General features: G+C 66.0%; 19 protein-coding genes. 13 read left to right on the forward strand and 6 right to left on the reverse strand.

The window, feature by feature from the left end:
* The gene (locus ACH13J_RS03525; RefSeq protein WP_397541933.1) at positions 1-1,026 is read left to right on the forward strand and encodes an ABC transporter substrate-binding protein; all 1,026 of its coding nucleotides are present in this window, start codon (positions 1-3) and stop codon (positions 1,024-1,026) included.
* A 70-nt stretch (positions 1,027-1,096) separates the two neighbouring features.
* On the forward strand, positions 1,097-2,761 hold the full coding sequence (locus ACH13J_RS03530) for an amidohydrolase family protein (protein ID WP_397541934.1): 1,665 nt from the start codon (positions 1,097-1,099) through the stop codon (positions 2,759-2,761).
* Positions 2,762-2,776: 15 nt separating this feature from the next.
* Here ACH13J_RS03530 and ACH13J_RS03535 read toward each other — a convergent pair whose 3' ends face one another.
* Complete coding sequence (locus tag ACH13J_RS03535) at positions 2,777-4,054, reverse strand: nucleotide disphospho-sugar-binding domain-containing protein (protein ID WP_397541935.1); 1,278 nt, start codon at positions 4,052-4,054, stop codon at positions 2,777-2,779.
* Positions 4,055-4,165: 111 nt separating this feature from the next.
* Entirely contained in the window at positions 4,166-5,086 is a 921-nt protein-coding gene (locus tag ACH13J_RS03540; protein ID WP_397541936.1) for a GntR family transcriptional regulator, read from the reverse strand.
* Positions 5,087-5,316: 230 nt separating this feature from the next.
* Here ACH13J_RS03540 and ACH13J_RS03545 point away from each other — a divergent pair, with 230 nt between their 5' ends.
* The 7 genes from ACH13J_RS03545 (at position 5,317) to ACH13J_RS03575 (ending at position 12,525) form a co-directional block, all read left to right on the forward strand.
* Positions 5,317-6,375 (forward strand): extracellular solute-binding protein, encoded by a 1,059-nt coding sequence (locus ACH13J_RS03545; RefSeq protein WP_397541937.1) that lies wholly within the window; start codon positions 5,317-5,319, stop codon positions 6,373-6,375.
* Positions 6,376-6,453: 78 nt separating this feature from the next.
* Positions 6,454-7,302: an ABC transporter permease subunit gene (locus ACH13J_RS03550; protein WP_397541938.1), complete on the forward strand. Its 849-nt coding sequence runs from the start codon at positions 6,454-6,456 to the stop codon at positions 7,300-7,302.
* Entirely contained in the window at positions 7,299-8,105 is an 807-nt protein-coding gene (locus tag ACH13J_RS03555) for an ABC transporter permease subunit (RefSeq protein WP_397541939.1), read from the forward strand. Before ACH13J_RS03550 ends, ACH13J_RS03555 begins: the two co-directional genes overlap by 4 nt.
* Positions 8,102-9,253 carry a polyamine ABC transporter ATP-binding protein gene (locus ACH13J_RS03560; RefSeq protein ID WP_397541940.1) on the forward strand — a complete coding sequence of 384 codons (1,152 nt, stop codon included), beginning with the start codon at positions 8,102-8,104 and terminating at the stop codon, positions 9,251-9,253. The genes ACH13J_RS03555 and ACH13J_RS03560 overlap by 4 nt, the downstream gene beginning before the upstream one ends.
* Before the next feature lie 30 nt (positions 9,254-9,283).
* Entirely contained in the window at positions 9,284-10,582 is a 1,299-nt protein-coding gene (locus ACH13J_RS03565) for a nucleotide disphospho-sugar-binding domain-containing protein (protein WP_397541941.1), read from the forward strand.
* Between the two features lie 50 nt (positions 10,583-10,632).
* Entirely contained in the window at positions 10,633-10,992 is a 360-nt protein-coding gene (locus ACH13J_RS03570) for a cupin domain-containing protein (RefSeq protein ID WP_397541942.1), read from the forward strand.
* A gap of 24 nt (positions 10,993-11,016) precedes the next feature.
* The gene (locus ACH13J_RS03575) at positions 11,017-12,525 is read left to right on the forward strand and encodes an aldehyde dehydrogenase family protein (RefSeq protein ID WP_397541943.1); all 1,509 of its coding nucleotides are present in this window, start codon (positions 11,017-11,019) and stop codon (positions 12,523-12,525) included.
* 25 nt (positions 12,526-12,550) lie between these two features.
* Here ACH13J_RS03575 and ACH13J_RS03580 read toward each other — a convergent pair whose 3' ends face one another.
* Together ACH13J_RS03580 and ACH13J_RS03585 are read right to left on the reverse strand one after the other, a co-directional pair.
* A complete protein-coding gene (locus tag ACH13J_RS03580; RefSeq protein ID WP_397541944.1) occupies positions 12,551-13,213 on the reverse strand; it encodes an NnrU family protein in 663 nt (220 codons plus the stop codon).
* Positions 13,214-13,390: 177 nt separating this feature from the next.
* Positions 13,391-14,134: a CbiX/SirB N-terminal domain-containing protein gene (locus ACH13J_RS03585; RefSeq protein WP_397541945.1), complete on the reverse strand. Its 744-nt coding sequence runs from the start codon at positions 14,132-14,134 to the stop codon at positions 13,391-13,393.
* Positions 14,135-14,736: 602 nt separating this feature from the next.
* Between ACH13J_RS03585 and ACH13J_RS03590 the strand changes: the two genes are divergently transcribed.
* Positions 14,737-15,939, forward strand: coding sequence for an NnrS family protein (locus ACH13J_RS03590; protein ID WP_397541946.1), 1,203 nt, complete (start codon positions 14,737-14,739; stop codon positions 15,937-15,939).
* A 68-nt stretch (positions 15,940-16,007) separates the two neighbouring features.
* Here the strand turns inward: ACH13J_RS03590 and ACH13J_RS03595 are convergent, their stop codons facing one another.
* Positions 16,008-16,715: a cyclic nucleotide-binding domain-containing protein gene (locus ACH13J_RS03595; RefSeq protein WP_397541947.1), complete on the reverse strand. Its 708-nt coding sequence runs from the start codon at positions 16,713-16,715 to the stop codon at positions 16,008-16,010.
* 225 nt (positions 16,716-16,940) lie between these two features.
* Between ACH13J_RS03595 and phnX the strand changes: the two genes are divergently transcribed.
* Complete coding sequence (phnX, locus tag ACH13J_RS03600) at positions 16,941-17,741, forward strand: phosphonoacetaldehyde hydrolase (protein ID WP_397541948.1); 801 nt, start codon at positions 16,941-16,943, stop codon at positions 17,739-17,741.
* A 39-nt stretch (positions 17,742-17,780) separates the two neighbouring features.
* Here phnX and ACH13J_RS03605 read toward each other — a convergent pair whose 3' ends face one another.
* A complete protein-coding gene (locus tag ACH13J_RS03605) occupies positions 17,781-18,644 on the reverse strand; it encodes an SIS domain-containing protein (protein WP_397541949.1) in 864 nt (287 codons plus the stop codon).
* Positions 18,645-18,752: 108 nt separating this feature from the next.
* On the opposite strand from ACH13J_RS03605, the gene ACH13J_RS03610 reads away from it, so the two are divergent.
* Together ACH13J_RS03610 and ACH13J_RS03615 are read left to right on the forward strand one after the other, a co-directional pair.
* On the forward strand, positions 18,753-20,075 hold the full coding sequence (locus ACH13J_RS03610) for an aspartate aminotransferase family protein (protein WP_397541950.1): 1,323 nt from the start codon (positions 18,753-18,755) through the stop codon (positions 20,073-20,075).
* Positions 20,072-20,881, forward strand: a complete 810-nt coding sequence (locus ACH13J_RS03615; protein ID WP_397541951.1) for a 3-keto-5-aminohexanoate cleavage protein — start codon at positions 20,072-20,074, stop codon at positions 20,879-20,881. Before ACH13J_RS03610 ends, ACH13J_RS03615 begins: the two co-directional genes overlap by 4 nt.
* The last annotated feature ends 7 nt before the right edge of the window (positions 20,882-20,888 follow it).

Genomic DNA, 20,888 nt, shown 5'->3' on the forward strand with positions numbered 1-20,888 from the left:
ATGAAACATCTTTTCGGAACCGCCGCCGCGATGGCGCTGGCCGCGAGCGCGGCTTCGGCCGAGGGCGAGCTGAACATCTACAACTGGGGCAACTACACCAGCCCCGAGATGATCGACAAGTTCGAGGAAGAGACCGGTATCTCGGTCACGATCACCGACTATGACAGCAACGATACCGCGCTTGCCAAGATCAAGGCCGGCGGTCACGGCTTCGACATCGTGGTTCCTTCGGGCACATACGTGCCCATCTTCATCGATGAGGGGCTGCTGATGGAGTCCAAGCCCAACGAGATGGAGAATTTCGAGAACATGGACCCCCGCTGGGTCGACGTGGAGTTCGATCCCGGCCGCAACTACACGGTGCCGTGGCAGTGGGGAACCGTGGGCATCACGGTGAACACCGCCGTCTACGACGGTGATATCCACACGGCGGCCCTCGTTTTCGATCCGCCCGAGGAGCTCAAGGGCAAGATCAACGTGGTCCCCGAGATGAACGACGTGATGGGCCAGGCCATCCACTACATGGGCGGTGAGCAGTGCACCGACGACAAGGAGGTGCTCAGGAAGGTCCGCGACAAGCTGGTTGAGGCCAAGCAACACTGGCTGTCGATGGCGTATGGCAACATCGAGAAGTTCGCCAAGGGCGATCTTGCCGCGGGGATCAACTGGAACGGTGCCAGCCTGCGCGCCCGGCTGCAGAACGAGGACATCGCCTTCGGTTATCCGCAGACGGGCTTTCCCATCTGGATGGACAACGCCGCGATCCTCGCCGACGCGGAGAACGTGGAAGAGGCCAAGACGTTCCTCAACTTCATCATGGAGCCCGAGAACGCGGCCATGCTGTCCAACTTCGCCCGTTACGCCAACGGCATCAAGGGATCCGAGAAGTACATGGACGAGGTGATGGCCAATGCGCCCGAGGTCAACATCCCGGACGAGCTGGCGGATGCGGGCTATATCGCCAAGACGTGCTCGCCCGAGGTGCAGAAGATCTACAGCGCGATCTGGACGGAAGTGAAGAAGTAAACACGTGGCACGAGCGCGCGGCGGCCCCGGGTGGGCGCCGCGCGCTTTCTTTTGCGCAAGGGAGGCCGAGATGGGCGCAACACCGGAAATCGTAATTCTGAACGGCAAGCTGATCACCTTCGATGACGCAAAGCCGCGCGCCGAGGCGCTGGCGATCAGCGGCGGGGTCATCGCGGCGGTGGGCACGACGGACGAGATCCGCGGCATGTCCGGCCCGGCCACGCGCGTTTTCGACGCACAGGGCGCCACGGTACTGCCCGGTTTCATCGACAGCCATGTGCACCTTTTCGGTGGATCGGTGGAGCTGGGGTATCTGGACCTGCACGGCGTGCAGGGCGAGGAGCAGTTGACGCGGGCGGTGCGCGAATGGTCCGCGCAGTGCCCGGATGACAAGGTCTGCTTCGCCGTGCAGGCGGCCTATGCCATCATGGGGCCGGGGCGTCAGACCACGCGCCATGACCTCGACCGCGTGCTGCCCGACCGGCCCTTTGCGATGTTCGCGCCCGACCATCATACCATCTGGGCCAACACCAAGGCGCTGGAGGCCGCCGGCATCCTGCATGGCGGCGAGGTCGATCAGGGCGCGCAGATCGTCATGGGCGATGACGGTCTGGCAACCGGCGAGCTGCAGGAGCCCTCGGCCTATGCGCCGGTGCTGCGGCTCACGCGGCATGCCGGGCGCGACATGGCCGGTCTTGTCACGGGCGCCAACCCGCAGCCGCGCGCGACCGCCGCCGAGCGCGCGGCCGACAAGGCGGCCATCGCGGACGGGATGAAGCACTGCGCCAGCCACGGTATCACGGGCCTGCACAACATGGACGGCAATATCTACCAGCTCGAACTGCTGTCCGAGATGGAGGATGACGGCACGCTGCTGTGCCGCACCGAGGTGCCGTTTCACTACAAGAGCTTCGATCCGCTCGACCGGTTCGAGGAGGCCGACGAGATGCGCCGCCGCTTCAACGGCGAGAACGTCTGGTGCAACCGCGTCAAGATGTTCATGGACGGCGTTGTCGAAAGCCGCACCGCGCTGATGCTGGAGCCCTATCCGGGCACGGATCACATCGGCGACGCGGTGTTCGAGCCGGAGCATTTCACCGAGGCATGCAAGCGGGCCGATGCCATGGGGTTCCAGATCGCCACGCATGCCATTGGCGATCTGGCGATCCGCCGGACGCTTGACGGCTACGAGGCCGCCCGAAACGCAAACGGCAAGCGCGACGCGCGTCACCGGGTGGAGCATATCGAGGTGCTGCACCCCGATGACCTGCCGCGCTTTGCCGCGCTGGACGTCGTTGCCTCGATCCAGCCGGGCCACGCGCCGTTCGGCGGAATATTCCCGCCAGAAGGCATGGACGAGGTGTTGCACGCCAAGCAGCTGCCGGGTGCCTTCGCGTGGCAGGACATACGCAACAGCGGCGCCAAGGTGGTGTTTTCCACCGACTGGCCGGTGATCCCGGTGGATGTCATGCCCAACGTCAAGGCCGCGGTCGCGCCGATCGCCCTGGACGGGTTCAAGGACCAGTCACAGGGCCTGATGGACACGCTGGAAAGTTACACCGCCGGCAACGCCTGGGTGGAGTTCCGGGAGGATCGCAAGGGGCGCCTCAAGCCGGGGATGCTGGCCGATGTCGCGGTCATGTCGCATGACCTTGAGGCGCTGGAGCCCGGCAGCCTTGACTCCGCACGCGCCGCGCTGACGGTCTGTGGCGGGCGCGTCACGTGGGAGGCATGAACGCGCCTTCGGGCGCTACCCCGTCACGTCGAGGATGAGCTCGGCCGCCCGGCCGCGCCCGTCGGCCGCCACCATGTCCGCAGCGATGCCGCGCAGCCTGTCGTGCAGCGCGGCGTCGCCGATCAGCGTGTCCAGCGCGTCGATCATTTCCTGATCGCGCCACGCGTACCGGTCGAGGTGCCGGCCCAGCCCGGTGTCGTGCAAACGCCGGGCATTGTCGTGCCCGTCCCAGCAATAGGGCATCACGATCGAGGGCTTGCCGTAATACAGCGCCTCGTGAACGGAGTTGTTGCCGCCGTGGTGGATCACGAGATCGCATTGCGCGATCACGCTGGGCTGGGGATACCAGTAATCGAGATGCACGTTATCGGGGACGTGATGGAACGAGTCCTTGTAACCGCCCACGTTTATCAGGAAGCGATAGGGAAGCTCGGCGAACAGGCGGATCATGCGCTCGAACAGGGCGACGTCCGCCGCGCCCAGGCTGCCGAAGGAGACATAGACCACCGGCGTGTCCCGGGCCGCCGGAATGTCGGGCATCTCGAAAGGCTCTTCCTGGCGCACGCATCCCTCGAGGTACTCGAAACGGGGCGGTGTCAGCGGGACCGACCGCTCGAAACGCAGGGGTGAGGCGTAGAGCAGAAGATTGAGCACCGGGGAGGGCTCCATGAACTGGCCCGGGGGCAGCGGTGACAGGCCACACCGATGCCGAAAGGCGTTGTAGCGGTCGTGGACCGGGCTCAGCGCGGCGCTGTAGTTTTCCCGGAAGGCGGCGAACGCCCCGGGCTCGTCGGCGCCCAGGCCGGACATCACCGGCGGGATGCGCGCGTCGGCGATCTCCGTTTCGGCGCAGGAGACCATGCGCACCCACGGCCGCCCTGATTGCAGCACCGCGGGGAACGCGATCACGTTGTCCACGACGATGGCATCGGGCGCCAAGGATGCCAGCACGTCTTGCAGCGGGGCCTCGGCGATCTCCGCGCTTTCGACGATCGCCTTCCAGCAATCATAGGCATAGGTCGGGATCTGTTCCTGCGGTCCAAGCCGGAAATGCGGCAGGTGGCGGGTGATGAAGGCCGACCAGAATTGTTCAAGCTCCTCGTCCGACATGTCCGGCGCCATCGGAACAGGATGCTCGGCAAAGCCGTAATTCTCGAACACGCCGGCGAAACCCGGATCGCACAGAAATACCGCCTCGTGTCCGCGGTCGCGAAGCGCCTGCGCGATGCCGACACAGTTGAGCGCCGCGCCGAAGGACGCCTCGGGAAAGAAGGCAATGGTCTTTTTCTTCATTGGCATGTTTTACTGTCGCGGCTTGCCCGCCCCGGTTGAAATCTCGATCGGCACCGCGCCATGTGTCAGACTAGGCAGGTCGCGGTCAATCGCATTCGCGCCGCGCCGCTGTCATCGGCGGACGGGCCGTGCAATGGGCGGCACCCCGCGGTTGGATACGCGCGGTCTCTGGTTCAATGCCGCGCGCACGTGCCGTGTCATCAGATCGGCGGCGCGTTCGGTATCCCCTGCCTCGGCAGCATCGAGGATGGCCAGATGCTCACGGAATGCCTCGCGCAGTCGGCGCCGGTTGACGCCGCCGTGATAGCTCGAAAGACGCCTCAGGCGTGTCTGCTGGCGGATGGCCCGGGCAAGGAAACGGTTCCTGCAGCACGCCGCGACGGCATCATGGAAATCCGCCCCCGCATTGACCCATGCGCGCATTTCAGTCTCCGCCACCGCGTCCGAGATCAGCGCCATGTGCCGGCGGCGAATGTCGCCGAAAAGGGCGGTGTCGGGCACGAATCCCGGTTCGCGCAGTGCGGCGGGCTCGATGAGTTCTCGGAACCTGGCGCTTTCCTCTATGGCAGACAGGGAATCGGGCGCGGGACCGAAGCGCCATTGCTGGCCGTGGCCGCGTTCCAGCAGGCCGTCCTCGGTCATCCAGGCCAGCACGTGCATCACCGTCGGCCGCGCCGCATCGTAGCGCCGCATCAAGTCGTTGACGCTCACCGTGTCACCCAGCCTGTTGGCAAACCGGTCACGCAATATCGCCCGGAATAGTTCGTCCTCTTCCGAGGCCGGCAGGTCGGGCGCATCCGCCGGGTCGGTGTCGAGCGGCCGGGCGAGGGAATAACCCTGTCGCGGAACGTAATGCAGTATTCCGCGTTCCGTCAGCAGCCGCAGCGCCGCCCGGATCGGGGTACGTGACACGCCGAAACTGTCGGCGAACCGCTGCTCGACAACCTTTGTGCCGGGCTCCGCCCCGTCCACGCGCAGCGTTTCGACGATCCGCCTCGCAAGGTCGGTGTGGCTCTTGCGTCGCCGCTCCATCCTCAATTCGCCGTTTCCTTGGTCGATTTCGGCGCCTTATCAGCCCCTCTGCCGCGCGCCCAGTCGATTTTCATTGACGTATAAATTTATTAAAAAATACAATTTTGTCCATACCCGCGGATTCGGGGCCTCCCGGACAAGGATAAACATGCGGGCAAAACGGGCCTTGGCAGGCGGTTGCCATGCCATGGTCGAACAACATGACGACGCACCACAGGGAGACATGAACAATGCAACAGAAGGCTTTCTCCAAGACGCTTCTGGCCGGCTTGCCCGCGGCGGCGCTCGCGCTTGGCATCGCACCGGCGGCGGCGCAGTCGATCGTGGTCTCGAACTGGGACGGCTACATGCCGGCCGATTTCGCCGAACAGTTCGAGGCCGAAACCGGGATCTCGGTCGATATCGCCAACCACGCCACGAACGAGGAGATCATGGGCAAGGTCACCGCGTCGGGCGGGCAGGGCTATGACCTGATCTTCGTTTCCTCGCCCTTTGCCGAGGCGCTGGACAAGCTGGGCATCGCTGCCGACCTCGATCATTCGATGATCCCCAACATCGACAACCTCTACGCCGAGGCGCGGCAGTTGCCCTATGACGAGGGGCTGGAGTTCTCGGTGCCTTACGCGTGGGGGACGACCGGCCTGTGCTACCGTTCCGATCTCGTCGAGGAAGAGCCCGACAGCTGGATGGATTTGCTCGACCCGTCCGAGGAGCTTTCCGGCAAGGTCACCATGCTGTCGACCGACCGCTGGCTTATCGGTGCCGCGGCGCTTGCCAAGGGCTATTCCGTCAATGTCACTGACGAGGACAAGCTGGCCGAGATCAAGGACCTGCTGATTTCGGCCAAGGACGGCCTGCTGGCATATGACGACACGACATTCTATTCCAAGCTGGTTTCGGGCGAGGCGAGCCTCGTTCACGCGTGGGACGGCTGGTGCAACTACGGCATCGCCGAGAACGGCGACATCAAGTACACGATCCCCCAAGAGGGCACAGACCTGTGGGTCGACACGATGGTGGTGATGGACAGCTCCGACAACAAGGAAGCGGCGCACGCCTTCATCAACTACATCCTCGGGGCGGACACCCACAAATGGGTTGTCGAGAACATCCTTTACAAGGTGCCCAACGAGGCCTCGATGGAGGCGCTCGACGCCTCGCTGCTCGAGACCTTTCCCAATCTCGGAATGGATCCCGCGAAGATGCTCCAGTACGAGATGCTGCGCGACGTGGGCAATGCGCAGAAGGATTACAGCCGCCTCAAGACCGAGGTGATGTCGGCCCAGTAAGCCGGCCGCGCAACCGGTGGCCGCGGCTGACCGCGGTCACCCCTCGTCGCAGTATCCTCGCGCAGAAGGCAGTCAGACGTGTATCAGAGATTGCGAAGCGTCCTGTTTATCGGGCCGGGGCTGGCATGGCTGACCGCGTTCATGGTCGTGCCGTGCGTGCTGGTCCTTGTCTACTCGTTCTTCGAGAGGGGGGTTTACGGCGGGATCGTCTATGAATTCACCCTCGAGAATTTCGACCGGGCCTTTGATCCGCTCTACCTTGCCGTCCTGCTGAAATCCGCCCGGATCGCCGGAATGGCGACGCTGATCGCGCTGCTCATTGCCTACCCCGCGGCCTATGCCATCGCGCGGGCGCCGCGCGACCGCCAGCCCGTCTATCTCTTTCTCGTGATGCTGCCGTTCTGGAGCAACTACCTCATCCGCACCTATGCGTGGATCGTGATGCTCAACCGCGAGGGGCTGATCAACCGCGCCCTGATAGATTTCGGGATCGTGGGCGAGGCGCTGCCCTTGCTTTACACCGAGGCGTCGGTGGTGACCGGTCTGGTCTACAATTACGTGCCGTTCGTGATCCTCGCGATCTACTCGTCCATCAGCCGGCTCAACCCCGAGATCGCCGAGGCCTCGGAAGACCTCGGCGCGCCGTCCCACAAGACGTTCCTGAGGGTCATCCTGCCCCTTACCCTGCCCGGGATCGCCGCGGGGGCGGTGTTCGTCTTCGTGCTGTCCATCGGCAATTTCATAACGCCCGACCTGCTGGGCGGCGGCCGCGTGCAGATGGTCGGCAACCTGATCTACGACCAGTTCCTGGAGGCGCGCGACTGGCCCTTCGGCTCGGCGCTGTCGCTGATCCTGATCGGCGTGATGATGTGCCTGCTGTTCGCGCAGGCGGTGGCCGTCAACCGTTCGGCGGAGGGCACGAAATGAGCGCGCGCCCCCCCCGCCGCCACGATCCCGCCAAGGCGTTTCTGGGCGCGCACCTCTGGCTGGTCTACGCCTTTCTGTACGTGCCGATCCTCGTGCTGATGGCCCTGTCGTTCAACGAGCTGGGCTTGCCGACCGCGTGGGGCGGTGTGTCGTTCAAGTGGTATGCAGCCCTGGCCGAGAATGACGCCGTCCTGCGCGCCGCGCTCAACACGGTGATCGTGGCCGTCGTCTCGACCATCCTCGCCACCCTGCTGGGGGCGCTGCTCGCCTTCGGGGTGGAACGGCGCAAGCGGCGCAGCAACACTATGGAGGCGTTGCTTTTCGCGCCGATGATCATCCCCGACATCGTGCTGGCGATCGCGCTGTTGTCGTTCTTCACCGCGCTGGAATTCACGCTCGGACTGCATTCCATCATCATGAGCCACGTGGTGTTCAACATTGCCTTCGTCTGCGCGGTGGTGCGCACACGCCTGCGCAACTTCGACTTTTCCATCGTCGATGCCAGCATCGACCTCGGTGCCGGCGAGATCACCACGTTCCGCCGCATCACCCTGCCGGCGATCTTTCCCGGCGTGCTGGCGGGGGGGCTGCTGGCCTTCACGCTGTCGGTGGACGAGTTCATCATCGCTTATTTCACCGCCGGGGCCGGGCAAGGGTCGACCACCCTGCCGATGCAGATCTACTCGATGATCCGCTTCGGCGTGACACCGGAAATCAACGCCATGGCGACCATCGTGATGCTTGTGAGCTTCACGCTGGTCTTCATCTCGCAGCGTCTGGACAGAAGATCGATCAGCCAATGACCGCAGAGGACACCAATATGCCGGCCAATGCAGAAGAGGCCGCCGCCAGCGTGATTCGCCTCGAATCCGTGACCAAGCGCTTCGGTGCCGTCACCGCCGTCGACAACGTGACGCTCGACTTGCGCGAGAATGAGTTCTTTGCCTTGCTGGGGCCGTCGGGTTGCGGCAAGACCACGCTCTTGCGGATGATCGCCGGCTTCGAGACCCTCAACGAGGGGCGCATCCTGCTCGATGGCCAGGATATTGCCCCGCTTCGTCCCAACCGGCGGCCGATCAACCTGATGTTCCAGTCCTTCGCCCTGTTTCCGCACATGAGCGTGCGGGCGAACGTGTCCTACGGGCTGGAGATGGAGGGCCTGCGCGGGGCTGACCTCGGGAACCGGGTCGATCGCATTCTGGGGACCACGCAGCTCATGGAACTGGCGGACCGCAAGCCCGATCAGCTGTCGGGCGGCCAGCGCCAGCGCGTCGCGCTTGCCCGCGCGCTCGTGAAGGAGCCGCGCGTCCTGTTGCTGGACGAGCCGCTGGCCGCGCTCGACAAGAAACTGCGCGAGCAGATGCAGCTGGAACTCAAGCGCCTGCAGCACGAGGTCGGCATCACCTTCATCGTCGTCACCCACGACCAGGAGGAGGCGCTGGTCATGGCCGACCGGATCGCGCTCATGCGCGGTGGCGAGGTCAAGCAGTGCGCGACGCCACAGCAGCTCTACGAACATCCCAACAGCCGCTTCGTGGCCGACTTCATCGGCGTCATGAATTTTCTCGACGGGGAGGCCGTGGACGCAGGCGTGGGCGTGCCAGGTTTGGGGACGCTGCATGGCGAAGGGGCCGACAAGGTTCGGCCGGGCGCACGCGCCTGCCTCGCGATCCGGCCCGAGCGGCTCAGGGTGACGCCCGCGGCGCGCGCGGAAGAGGGCATGGAGGGGCATCTGACCGACATTGCCTATCACGGTCAGGACATTGGCCTGCACATCGCGCTGGCCGAGGGGCAGCACCGGCTGGTGGCAAGGGTTTCGGCGGCGGCCGACGGCGCCGCCGACTTCGCCGTGGGCGATCGGGTCCGCGTCGGGTGGGACGCCGCGCATGCACGCATCCTGCCCGACGACCGCGACAATGCCGAAAAAACGGGCGGCCCGGCGGCCGTCTAGCCGAAAACGCACAACAGAGGAGGTCATCCAATGCCAGACAAGAAAACAATCGCCTTTTTCCCGGAGGCGGCCTTCGGTCCAGCCCTTAACTCGGTTGGGATCGCGCAGGCGTGCCGGGACCTGGGCCACCGCTGTGTCTTCATCACCGATCCGGGCTTTACCGGCGTGTTCGCGGATTACGGTTTCGAAGAGCATCACGTGAACATGTCCGAACCGATGCCGGCCGAGCAGATGGCGAAATACTGGTCGGACTTCATCAATAGCCACATTCCCAACTTCAACCTCACCCCCTACGAGCAGATCGACAACTACGTGAAGGAATGCTGGGAGGCGATCGTCGATACCTCGAAGTGGGCCGAGAAGGAGCTGCCGGGTATCCTGAAGGAAATCAAGCCGGACCTCATCTGCATCGACAACGTTGTGCTGTACCCCGCGACCAAGCAGTACGGCGTGCCATGGGTGCGCATCATCTCCTGTTCGGAAAACGAGATTCCCGACCCGGCGATCCCGCCGCACCTGTCGGGCTGCGGCGAGAACGACAGCGCCTGCCACGAGGCGTTCACCAACAGGTTCAACGAGGTCATCGGGCCGGTGCACGAGGATTTCAACGCCTTTCTGGAGAGTTGTGGCGAGGAGCCGTATCCCCTTGGCGAGTTCTTCGAGCAGAGCCCGTATCTCAACCTTCTGCTCTATCCCGAGCCGGTCAAGTTCAACCGCCAGACACCGCTTGATCCCGACCGTTTCAAGTACCTCGAGGGATGCGTCCGGACAGAGAAGCCCTACGATGTGCCCGATTTCGGCGCGCACAACGACAAGCCGCTGCTTTACGTGTCCTTCGGCAGCCTTGGCGCGGGCGACACCGACCAGATCAAGAAGATCATCGATTTCCTCGGCAAGCAGCCCTATCGCGCGCTGGTCAACGTGGGCGACTACGAGGCCGAGTACGACCGCGACACCATGCCGTCGAACGTGCATGTCGCGTCGTGGTTCCCGCAGCCCTCGGTCATTCCGCTGGCGGATGCCGTGGTGCATCACGGCGGCAACAACAGTTTCACCGAGTGTCTGTACTTCGGCAAGCCCGCGATCATCATGCCCTATGTCTGGGACGGTCACGACAACGCCACCCGGGTGGAGGAGACCGGCCACGGCTTCAAGATGCACCGCATGAACTGGACCGAGGAGGAGTTCGCCGGAAAGATCGAGAAATGCCTGACCGATCCGGACCTGAAGGCGCGCTGCGAGGCCACCAGCAAGCACATGCAGAACAATGGCGGCCCGAAGGTTGCCGCCCGGCATCTCGATGAGCTTCTCAAGAAAACCTATGGCTGACACCCGGCTGGCCGGGCGCAACCACGCGCCCGGCCGGCACACCGAACTCAATGGAGTCGCAGACCGTGACCACGCCGATCCTTAGAAAACCAGAAGAGATCACAGACACCGCTGATTGGGGCGAGATCCCCACCATGATAGAGGGGCATTCCCGCACCTCGGGCGTCTTGTTGCACAAGGGCCCTGACGGTCGCAGCGAATGCGGCGTCTGGATATGCACCCCGGGCTACTGGGACTGCCACGTGACGCGTGACGAGTTCTGCCATTTCCTGCAGGGCAGGGCGACCTATACCCGTGACGACGGCGAGGTGATCGAGATCACGCCCGGCACGGCGGCCTTTTTCGAGGAGGGCTGGCGCGGCACCTGCCGCGTGCACGAGACCCTGCGCAAGGTCTACATGATCCGCTGACCCGACAGCCAGAAAGGACCGAGCATGTCCCAATTCGATCCGTTCGCGCGCCAGTTCTTCCATGACAACGCCTATCACCCGGCCGGCGAGGGCGGCACCCACCATGTCGTGAATCCCGCGACGCTGGAGCGTGAGGGGGCGATCGCGCTCGGCACAGTCGACGCGGCCGAGCAGATGCTGGCCCGCGCCCGGATCGCGCAGAAGGCATGGGGCGCGCTGGATGAGCTTACACGCGCAAGCTACCTGCATCGCGTCGCCGATTCGATCGCCGCAGACCACGCGGATGCCGCGCGGCTCATGGTGCTGGAGCAGGGCAAGCCGTACCCAGAGGCGACGGGCGAGATCGCCAACGTCGCCGGCTGTTTCCGCTACTTTGCCGAGATGGCGCGCGACACGGGCGGCATGATGCCCGGAACGACGCAGGCGGGCTCCTTCCAGTTCGCGCGCCAGTTTCCCTATGGCGTCAGCGTTCACATCGTTCCCTACAATTTTCCGATCCTGCTTATGTGCTGGACCGTCGCGGCCTCTCTCGCCGCTGGAAACGCCTGCGTCGTCAAGCCGTCGGAAAAGACGTCGCTTTCAACCTTGCGCTTCATGAAACATTTCAGCCACCTGCCGCCGGGGGTGGTCTCCTGCATCACCGGCGGTGTCGAGACGGGACAGGCGCTTATCCGGTCGCGCCACAGCGACGTCGTGGCCTTCACCGGCAGCGTGCCCGCGGCGAAATCGGTCGCGACCGCCTGCGCCGAGCAGTTGAAACCCTGCATCATCGAGGCGGGTGGCAGCGACCCCATGATCGTGACTGCCGAAGCGCCGCTCGACGTGGCGGTGGCCGGGGCGGCAACGGCCGCCTTTCACCTCTCCGGGCAGATCTGCACCTCGACCGAGCGGTTCTTCGTGCACGACGCGGTGCATGATGACTTCGTCGAAGGGCTGGCGGGAATGGCGCGCAAGCTGCGCGTGGGAAACGGGCTGGAGCGGTCGGAGATCGGGCCGCTGGTGAACGAGGCCACGCGCGACAAGGTGGCCAGACTCGTGGACGGGGCCGTGGCGAACGGCGCGCAACTGGTCTGCGGCGGACGTGTGCCCCCGGGGCGCAATACCGGCTGGTTCTACGAGCCGACGGTGCTGACCGGGGTTACGCCGGCCATGGAAATCATGCGTGAGGAGGTTTTCGGCCCTGTCGCCGCGATCGTCCGCGTCGGGAGCCTGGACGAGGCGCTGGAACATGCCAATGACAGCGATTTCGGCCTCGGCGCGAGCCTTTTCACCACCAGCCTGCAGGAGGCGATGGAGGCGTATGACCGCCTTGAGGCCGGGATGGTCTGGGTCAACAACCCCCTGATCGACAACGATGCGCTGCCCTTCGGCGGGTGGAAGATGTCCGGTCTCGGCCGGTCATTGTCGCGGATCGGGCTCGATTCCTTCCGCCAGACCAAGATGGGCGTGATCGACTGGAAACCCGAAATTCAGGACTGGTGGTACCCTTACCCCGACGAATGGTTCCACGACACCGACGGGTCACGGTTCTGAGCGGACCATCGCGCGCCCTTTTCCGTCATGGCAGCGGGCTCACCCCGAAAAGGAGCGGGTGCGCCGCAAGCAGCCCGACATAGAGCGCGGCGGCCGTGATCAGCCGCAGCCCGGCCCCGGCCCAAGAGGACGGCACCGGGGCCGCGGCGCGGGTGGCGGCATCCAGGGCCGCCCAGCGAGGCCCCAGTTCCCGTTTCTTTCGGCGCGTCACCAGCGGCATCCCTAAAAGTGCGAAGCCGCCGAAGACGCCGAAGGTGATCACGTGCGCAAGGTCGCCGTTGGGGACGAGATGGGCCAGCGCCCATAGCGCAAGGGCCAAGAGCAGCGGATGCCGCGTGATCCGGACGATCCCGGGCCGCGCCGGATCGAAGCGGGCAGCGCCGGGACCTCCGAAGGAGAATGGGTTGGGCCGACCCGCGGCCAGCGCGAGGAGCACAAAGACACCTGCCATGGCAGCCAGCGGAACATGGTTTTGCCATGGCGCATAGCTCCACACCGGCACGTAGGGCGCCCGGCCCGCGGCGACGATGACCCAGCCCAGTACTGTCACCGACAGCACCGAATACGCCAGCGTGAAACCTGCCGCGCCCAGCCGGGCCACGAGCCACGGGCGCAGCGGCGGACGGATGGGCAGCGAGTGGGTCAGGAAGAACGTCGCGAAGGCGAGTATGAACTCCGTCCAGTTCATGATGTCCCCTTGCCGGTGCTTGCCGGATGCGCCGTGGCCGCGTGGCGTGCCGTACCTGCATCCCTGGCCCCCACGGGGCGCGACATATTGATGAATGTCAAGCGCCGCCGCGTCGGGGTCGGTGCCGTGAAATGTCACGCCAGCAGCTGGCGCTGCTCCAGGCCCGGGCGCCGGCGCTCATGCTGCGGTCCTCTCGGTTTCGAGCGCGCGGGCGACCAGCCCCGGAACGCCCGGCGCGCAGCCGATGGGATCGAGCAGCACACCCTCGAAACCGGTCTGGTCAAGCGCCTCGGGAATGTCGTCGGTCACATGCCCGCCCTTGGCGGCAAAGAAGGGCAGGCAGACCGCGCGCGGACCAAGGCCGGCGGCCACCTCCGCGAGGTAGGGCCGCTCCTCGACGAACCCGGTGCGTATTTCCGCGAACGTCATGCGCCCGGCGAGCGCCTCGGCGAAGGCGCGGGTGTCCCTCGCCGAGTTGGGGCTGCGCCCGGAGCCGTGACCGGCTATGAACAGCCGCGTCTCCGGGCCGGCCCATCCGCGCCGTGCCAGCGTCGCGCGCAGCAGGTCTGCAGCCAGCGGGGGCAAGTCGGGTGAAACGCCAAGCGGACGCATCAGCTGCGCCCCGGGGGCCTCGTGCAGCCGCCCACGCAGGTTTTCGCCGGTGAACCACCCCTCGGTCATGAACATCGGGTAGACGAGCGGCGCAGGCCCGGCGGCGGCGAGCGCGGCATCGAGTGCCCCATCCTTGGCCAGCGTGGCCGCCCCGACATGCCAGCCGGGCAGGACAGCCCGCACCCGTGCGGCGAACCTCTGCAGCGTGGCCTCGGCGGGATCGGGCGCGCCGGGCTGGCCGTGGCTGACGATGACGGCCGCGGCGCCGGTTCCCGGTGCCTGCGGAGAAAGTGATCTTGTTGATGACATCGTGTTTTCCCCAAGCGTTTCAGATTGGCAGGCGGCTGACGTCCTCCGGCGCGGCGGCCCCGTTGAATCTAACGGCGCTGTCCCGTTCCCGAACGCAGCCGCGTGCGTCCCGCCCCGAGCGCGTGAGTTCCACATGCCCCGCTGTCGCGCCATGGACGATCCATGGGGAGTTTAGCGCGAACGCTTCTGACGTCTAAGCAGGAATCGATGCCCGCCCGTTGCCCGGGCGCGCCAGGTCAACCGCAAGCCCGCTGACCGCGACCGCAGGTGCCGACAGGCGCCTCCGGATGCCTCCGGCGGGAGTATTTCCGGCAAGATGAAGGGGCCTGGTACCCCGGCTTCATCTTGCGTCAAGTACTCCGGGGGAGTCGCGCTTTGCGCGACGGGGGCAGCGCCCCCGCAACCGGTCGGAGGATCGTCCCGGGCCTGCGACGGGTCATTCCCGACGGCTTGATAAAAGTCAATGATCCTGCCGGGCGGCCGCGCGACAGTCCCGTCATGATCCGGCGCGACGGGCCCGCACGGGCGGATCAGCCCGAAGGAACCGGGCCTTCCATCTGCCCCGTGCCCAAGCGCCGCCAGCGCCAAAAAGGGGCCAACCCATGAGGACCGTGCTGATGCGTGTATTCTCCGAACCCTACCGCGTCTTCTTCCTGGCCGCGGGGCTTTATGCCGCCTTCGCCATGCTGGTCTGGGAACTCTGGCTCGGCGGCCTGTTCGCCGGCGGCATGATGGGCGGCATGCCGTTCGCGGCGCCGCCGCATCTTTGGCATGCCCACGAGATGATCTTCGGCTATGCCAGCGCCGCGCTGGGCGGGTTCTTCCTGACGGCGGTCCCCAACTGGACGAGCAGCCGGGCGGCGGCGCGGGCTTTCGTGGTGGCGGCGGCGCTGGTCTGGCTGGCCGGACGTGTGGCCGTGTGGGTTTCGGGGATTTTGCCACCGTTCCTGGTCGCGCTGGTGGACCTGGCGTTTCTGCCGATGCTCGGGGTCAGGATCATGCTCATGCTGGCCAAGCGCCCCAAGCCGCAGAACGTGGCGTTTCTCGGCTTTCTCGCCCTGGTGTGGGGCGGCAACCTCCTTGTACATCTGGAATGGCTGGGCCTGGCCGGCACGCTGGACGTCGGCATGCGCGTCGGTATCCTCGCGCTTTGCCTGATGATCGCGGTGCTCGGCGGGCGCGTCACGCCCGGCTTCACCCGCAATGCCCTGAAACGCCGGGGCGTTGCGGAGACGTCGCTGCCGCGCACGCGCAAGCCGCTGGATCTTGCCGCGGTCGTGCTGATCGGGCTTGTGCCGCTCGCGCTGATGGCCGGTGTGCCGGTGGCCTTGACCGGAACGCTGGCCATTGCCGGGGGCGCGGCGCAAGTCGTGCGCATCGCTTTCTGGGGCGCGCACCGCGTGCTGGGCCAACCGATCCTCTGGGCGCTGCATCTCGGCATGGCGATGCTGGGTGTCGGTCTGATCCTGTGGGGTCTCAGCCTGCTCGGCCGGGGCAGCGAGGTGGCCGCTTTGCATGTTCTGGGTATCGGCGCCGTTGGCGGCATGACACTCGCGGTGATGAGCCGGGCGGTTCTGGGACATACCGGCCGCGCTCTGGTCGCGCCGGGGGCGGTGGCGGTGGCCTACGGGCTCGTGGCCATGGCCGCGGCCCTGCGCTGGGCGGGCGCGACCATGGGCGGCGGTGTCTATGTCCCCGTCATGCTCGCCACCGGCGCGCTCTGGATAGCGGGCTTTGCCCTATACGTCGCGGCCCTCTGGCCGGCGTTCACCGGGCCGCGGAAGGTGGCGGCCAACGAAAGCTGAGACGAAACGGCACAAGCCGCCGGAACCCGGCAGCCGCGCGCGGTTGCCGCGCGCGCCGTCGAGCCCCGTCAAGGCGTCTTGTTCCATGCGTCTGCCGGGTCCTGCTCGGCAAACTCCTGCAGGGCCTCTATGTCCCGCACGGTGGCGTGATGGCGCGATACCTCGACCCCGACGGGTTTGAGTTTGGAGAACGCGCGCGACAGGCTCTCGGGCTTCATGCCGAGCCGCCCGGCGATCAGCGCCTTGTCATATGGCAGGCGCACGACGCACGACCCGCTTTCGCCGTCGCACAGGTGGATCAGGAAGTCTGCCACGCGCTGTGCGCCCGTCTGGGCCTTGATCTGTTCGACCTGTCCAACCAGCGCGTGCAGATGCTGAAACGTCGCGGCGAGCACCGACACCGCAAGTTCTGGTTGATGGTGCAGGATCGAGATGAACGTGCGCGCGGAGATCTGCAGCAGCTTGCAGTCGGTGACGGCCTCGGCCGAGACCGGGTAGGGCTTGAGGCGGAATGCCACCGCTTCCCCGAAGCTCTGCCCGCGCGTGAACACGTTGACCACCGCCTCGTTGCCGTTCGATGCCACGCGGTAAAGCTTGACCCAGCCTTCGAGAACGATGTGGATCACCTGCGCGCTTTCGCCTTGCAGGAAAACCGTTTCACCGCGCGCGCAGTCGCGCGTCGATGCATCGGTGAGCAGCTTCTCGATCACGTGCTCCGGCAGGCCCTGCAGCAGCAGCGATCCGCGCGCCGTTTCCAGATTTTCCGTTCTCAGCATGAGTGTCACGACCTCGTTTCACGCGGGGTGTATACCAGAACGTCACGGCACCCAATGCCGTTCGCGCGCCGAAGTGGTGCCGCGGCGCCTGCACGCTCAAGGGGGCATCCGGCAATCGGCATGGAACCCGTTCCAGGGCCGCGACGCTGCGCCGGGGACTTGTTGGCCGCCGATGGCAGGCTGGTGTAGGCGGGTGACGGTGTCGCGATGGGCGGGATGCAGGCAATGGAGGATGCAGGTATGGGCAGGTTCAGGGCTGCGGTTTTCGACTGGGCGGGCACGACCGTGGATTTCGGCTGCTTCGCCCCGGCGGCGGCTTTCGTCAAGGCGTTTGCCGCGTGCGGTGTCGAGGTCAGCCACGAAGAGGCGCGCGCGCCCATGGGCAGCGCCAAGCGCGACCATATCCGGGCCATGCTGGACATTGAGCCGGTCGCCGCACGGTGGGCTGCCGAACATGGCGCCGCCCCGGGCGAGGCCGATGTCGAGCGGGTCTACGAAGTTTACGTGCCGATGAACGAGACCGCGGCGGCGGAACATGCCGAGCTCGTGCCCGGAATGGCGGCGGTTGTGGGCAACCTCCGCGGGCGGGGCATGAAGATCGGCTCGACCACGGGCTATACACGCTCGATCATGGAGCGGGTGTTGCCCGTTGCCGCGGCGCAGGGCTACGCGCCCGACAACGTTGTGTGTTCCGACGACCTGCCCGAGGGGCGGCCGGGGCCGCTTGGGATGTACCAGTGTTTCATCGACCTGCGTGTCTACCCGCCCCGATCGGTGATCAAGGTGGATGACACCGCGCCGGGTATCGCCGAGGGGGTTGCGGCGGGATGCGTGACGGTGGGCGTGGCACTGTCGGGCAATGCTGTCGCCAAGACGCCAGCGGAGCTGGCCGCGATGGACGCGCCGGCGGTTGAACGCCTGCGGCAAGCGGCGACAGAGATGCTGCGCGCCGCGGGGGCGGACCATGTGATCGACACGGTGGCCGACCTGCCGGCGCTCATCGACGCGCTGGATTCCGGTGGCTGATTGTCCACCCCGCCGGCCGGCCCACCGTTGCGGTGTGTGTCAGCGGTCCGACACCTCGTTCAGACGGCGGTTGCTGTCTTCGACCTGCGCGATGCGCTCTTGCGCGGCCCGGCCGGCGCGGCTTACCAGCATGCCCACCATGCTTTCCACCAGCACCATGCTGGCCACGTATGACGAATAGAAATGCGGGCTTTCCGTGGGAACGATGAACCCGGCCGAGCAATGCCGCAGCGCCGGGCATGCGTGCGTATCGGTGATGACCACGACGTGGACGCCCTGCCGGTGCGCCACCTCGGCGGCGCGAACGACGCGCGCGGAAAAGGGTGGCTTGGTTATGACGACCATCGCGTCGTCCGGGCCAAGGCGGCTGAGGGATGACCCCAGCGATGCCCCCATCCGGCTGGCAAGGTGCCAGTTTTCGACACAGAAATCGGCCATGTAGCAAAGATACTCGGCCAGCCCTGTCGATCCGAGCTCACCGAGTAGAAGCACCTCCTGCGAATGGTAGAGCCGGTCGACGACCTCGTTCAGCCGCCTCTGGTCGATCTGCTGTGCCATCTGCTCGATGTTGTGCAGGCAGGCCGATACGTGCGCGGGAAAGAAGCTTTCCGAGCTGTCGCCATGTGCGGCCTGAAGCTGCTGCGCACGGTCCGCGAAGTTGCTGATCCGGTGCGAGATGTTCGTGCGCATGGCGTCGCGCAGGGCATCGACGCTATCGTAGTCAAGCGCACGGGCCAGCCGCGAGAATGTCGCCGGCGCGATGCCGCTTTCCTGCGACACGGCGCGCAGGCTGCGCGTGGCGACGTCGAGCGGGTGGGCGGCGACGTAATCGCCCGCGTCCCGCAGGCGCGGGCTCAGGCCGTCATAGCGTTCGGCAAGGCGTTGTTCGAAGCGAACGGTCACCTGCTGCACCTCCTTTCCGTTGAACCGGATGTTTCAATTGTTTCATCTATTGTCAATGTGAAAAACATTTGTTTCAGTGTCGTTCGATACATGCGGGATACCCGGGAAATGAGTCACGTCTTTCCAAGACACACCAAGGCCAGGCCACCGCGCGCCGTGCGCGGGCAGGGGGTCTACATATACGACAGCGATGGCAGGGCATATCTTGACGGCTCGGGCGGGGCGGCGGTCTCCTGTCTGGGGCATTCCGACCCGGATGTGATCGACGCGATCCGCAAACAGGCCGAAAGCCTGGCCTTCGCGCATACGGGCTTTTTCACCTCCGACCCGGCCGAGGCGCTTGCCGATCGTCTCGCGGCGCACGCCCCCGCGGGGCTGGATCGTGTATATTTCGTCTCGGGCGGCTCCGAAGCGGTTGAGGCCGCGCTCAAGCTGGCGCGGCAGTACATGCTGGAAACCGGCCAGCCGGGGCGCACGCGTTTCATCGCGCGGCGGCAGAGCTATCACGGCAACACGCTTGGCGCCCTTGGCACCGGCGGCAACATGTGGCGGCGCGAACCCTTCGACCCGATCATGACGTCGGCCAGCCATATCGCCCCGTGCTACGCGTATCGCGAACAGAGGGCGGATGAAGCGCCGGAGGACTACGGCCTGCGCGCCGCCAACGAGCTGGAGGCCGAACTGTATCGCGTGGGGCCAGAGAACGTCATCGCCTTCATCGCCGAGCCGGTCGTCGGGGCCACGGCGGGGGCCGTGCCGCCGGCCCCCGGGTATTTTCGCCGCATCCGCGAGATCTGTGATGCGCATGGCATCCTTTTGATCCTTGACGAGGTTATGTGCGGCATGGGGCGTACCGGAACCCTGTTCGCCTGCGAGCAGGAGGGCGTCGTGCCGGATATCCTGTGCATCGCCAAGGGCCTAGGCGCGGGATATCAACCCATCGGCGCGGCGATCTGCTCGGCGCGGATCTACGCGGCCGTCGAAGCCGGCAGCGGATATTTCCAGCACGGGCATACCTATATCGGTCACCCGACGGCCTGCGCTGCCGCGAACGTGGTGGTGGAAAAGCTGACCGATGGCGGGCTGGTCGACCGGTCCGCCCGGATGGGCGCACGTCTGGACAAGGCGTTGAAGGCGGAATTCGGCCAGCATCCGCATGTGGGCGACATCCGGGGGCGCGGCATGTTCCGCGCGCTGGAACTGGTGCGCGACCGCGACAGCAAGGAGCCGTTCGACCCGGGGCGCAACCTGTCCGCGGCGATCAAGGCGCAGGCGATGGAAAACGGCCTGATCTGCTATCCCGGCAGCGGGACCATCGACGGACGCCGCGGCGATCACGTGCTGCTGGCGCCGCCCTTCATCATATCCGATGACCAGATCGGGGAGCTGGTCGACAAGTTGTCATGCAGCCTCGCGGCCGCGCTGCGATGAAACTGCCCAGGATCATGGTCGCGCCGAACGGCGCGCATCTGCACAAATCCGATCATCCTGCGGTTCCGCTGACGCTGCCCGAGATCGTCGAGTGCGCCGCGCAATGCCATGCCCGCGGGGCAGGGGGGCTGCACCTGCATCTGCGGGATGCGCGGGGGCGGCACCTGCTCGACCCATGCGCCTACCGGGCGGCGCTGCGGGAATTGTCAGAGCGGTGTCCCGGCCTGATGGTCCAGGTCACGACCGAGGCGGCCGGCCTCTACTCTGCCGCCGACCAGCGGCGGGTGGCGTTCGGCTCCGGGGCGAGGTTCGTATCCGTCGCCCTGCGCGAGATGCTGCGCGAGCCCGGCGCCGCGCCAGCCTTTTACAGGCGATGCGCCGATGCCGGCATCGTGGTGCAGCACATCCTTTACGATCTTCGCGATGCAAGGTTGTTGAAGAACGTTCTGCCGCCCGGCCTGTTCCGCTCGTCCGGGCTGCAGCTGCTTTTCGTTCTGGGCCGCCACGGCGACGTCGGGCAGAACGGCCCCGCGGCGTTGACGCCCTTCCTCGGCTGGATGGCCGAGGAAGCGATCGCGCCCGACTGGGCCGCCTGCGCGTTCGGACGGCTTGAAACGGAATGCCTCTTGCGGGCCGCCAAGGCGGGCGGCAAATGCCGGGTGGGGTTCGAAAACTCGATCCTTGGCGCGAACGGGGAACCGGCCAGCGGCAATCCGCAGCGTGTCGCGGAACTGCACGCCCGTCTTTCCGCCGCCTGCGGCACCGCCCGTGCCAAGGGGCCCGACGCCGCGCACGCCGGGAGCTGAGCACTTC

Origin of the sequence: Roseovarius salis (assembly GCF_044472985.1) — a bacterium.
GTDB classification, from domain to species: domain Bacteria; phylum Pseudomonadota; class Alphaproteobacteria; order Rhodobacterales; family Rhodobacteraceae; genus Roseovarius; species Roseovarius salis.

Bases quoted from the DNA above. Each gene is read 5' to 3' on its own strand.
- ACH13J_RS03525 (WP_397541933.1), top strand. From the start codon at position 1: ATGAAACATCTTTTCGGAACCGCCGCCGCGATGGCGCTGGCCGCGAGC.
- ACH13J_RS03530 (WP_397541934.1), top strand. From the start codon at position 1,097: ATGGGCGCAACACCGGAAATCGTAATTCTGAACGGCAAGCTGATCACC.
- ACH13J_RS03535 (WP_397541935.1), bottom strand. From the start codon at position 4,054: ATGAAGAAAAAGACCATTGCCTTCTTTCCCGAGGCGTCCTTCGGCGCG.
- ACH13J_RS03540 (WP_397541936.1), bottom strand. From the start codon at position 5,086: ATGGAGCGGCGACGCAAGAGCCACACCGACCTTGCGAGGCGGATCGTC.
- ACH13J_RS03545 (WP_397541937.1), top strand. From the start codon at position 5,317: ATGCAACAGAAGGCTTTCTCCAAGACGCTTCTGGCCGGCTTGCCCGCG.
- ACH13J_RS03555 (WP_397541939.1), top strand. From the start codon at position 7,299: ATGAGCGCGCGCCCCCCCCGCCGCCACGATCCCGCCAAGGCGTTTCTG.
- ACH13J_RS03560 (WP_397541940.1), top strand. From the start codon at position 8,102: ATGACCGCAGAGGACACCAATATGCCGGCCAATGCAGAAGAGGCCGCC.
- ACH13J_RS03565 (WP_397541941.1), top strand. From the start codon at position 9,284: ATGCCAGACAAGAAAACAATCGCCTTTTTCCCGGAGGCGGCCTTCGGT.
- ACH13J_RS03570 (WP_397541942.1), top strand. From the start codon at position 10,633: ATGGAGTCGCAGACCGTGACCACGCCGATCCTTAGAAAACCAGAAGAG.
- ACH13J_RS03575 (WP_397541943.1), top strand. From the start codon at position 11,017: ATGTCCCAATTCGATCCGTTCGCGCGCCAGTTCTTCCATGACAACGCC.
- ACH13J_RS03580 (WP_397541944.1), bottom strand. From the start codon at position 13,213: ATGAACTGGACGGAGTTCATACTCGCCTTCGCGACGTTCTTCCTGACC.
- ACH13J_RS03585 (WP_397541945.1), bottom strand. From the start codon at position 14,134: ATGTCATCAACAAGATCACTTTCTCCGCAGGCACCGGGAACCGGCGCC.
- ACH13J_RS03590 (WP_397541946.1), top strand. From the start codon at position 14,737: ATGAGGACCGTGCTGATGCGTGTATTCTCCGAACCCTACCGCGTCTTC.
- ACH13J_RS03595 (WP_397541947.1), bottom strand. From the start codon at position 16,715: ATGCTGAGAACGGAAAATCTGGAAACGGCGCGCGGATCGCTGCTGCTG.
- phnX (WP_397541948.1), top strand. From the start codon at position 16,941: ATGGAGGATGCAGGTATGGGCAGGTTCAGGGCTGCGGTTTTCGACTGG.
- ACH13J_RS03610 (WP_397541950.1), top strand. From the start codon at position 18,753: ATGAGTCACGTCTTTCCAAGACACACCAAGGCCAGGCCACCGCGCGCC.
- ACH13J_RS03615 (WP_397541951.1), top strand. From the start codon at position 20,072: ATGAAACTGCCCAGGATCATGGTCGCGCCGAACGGCGCGCATCTGCAC.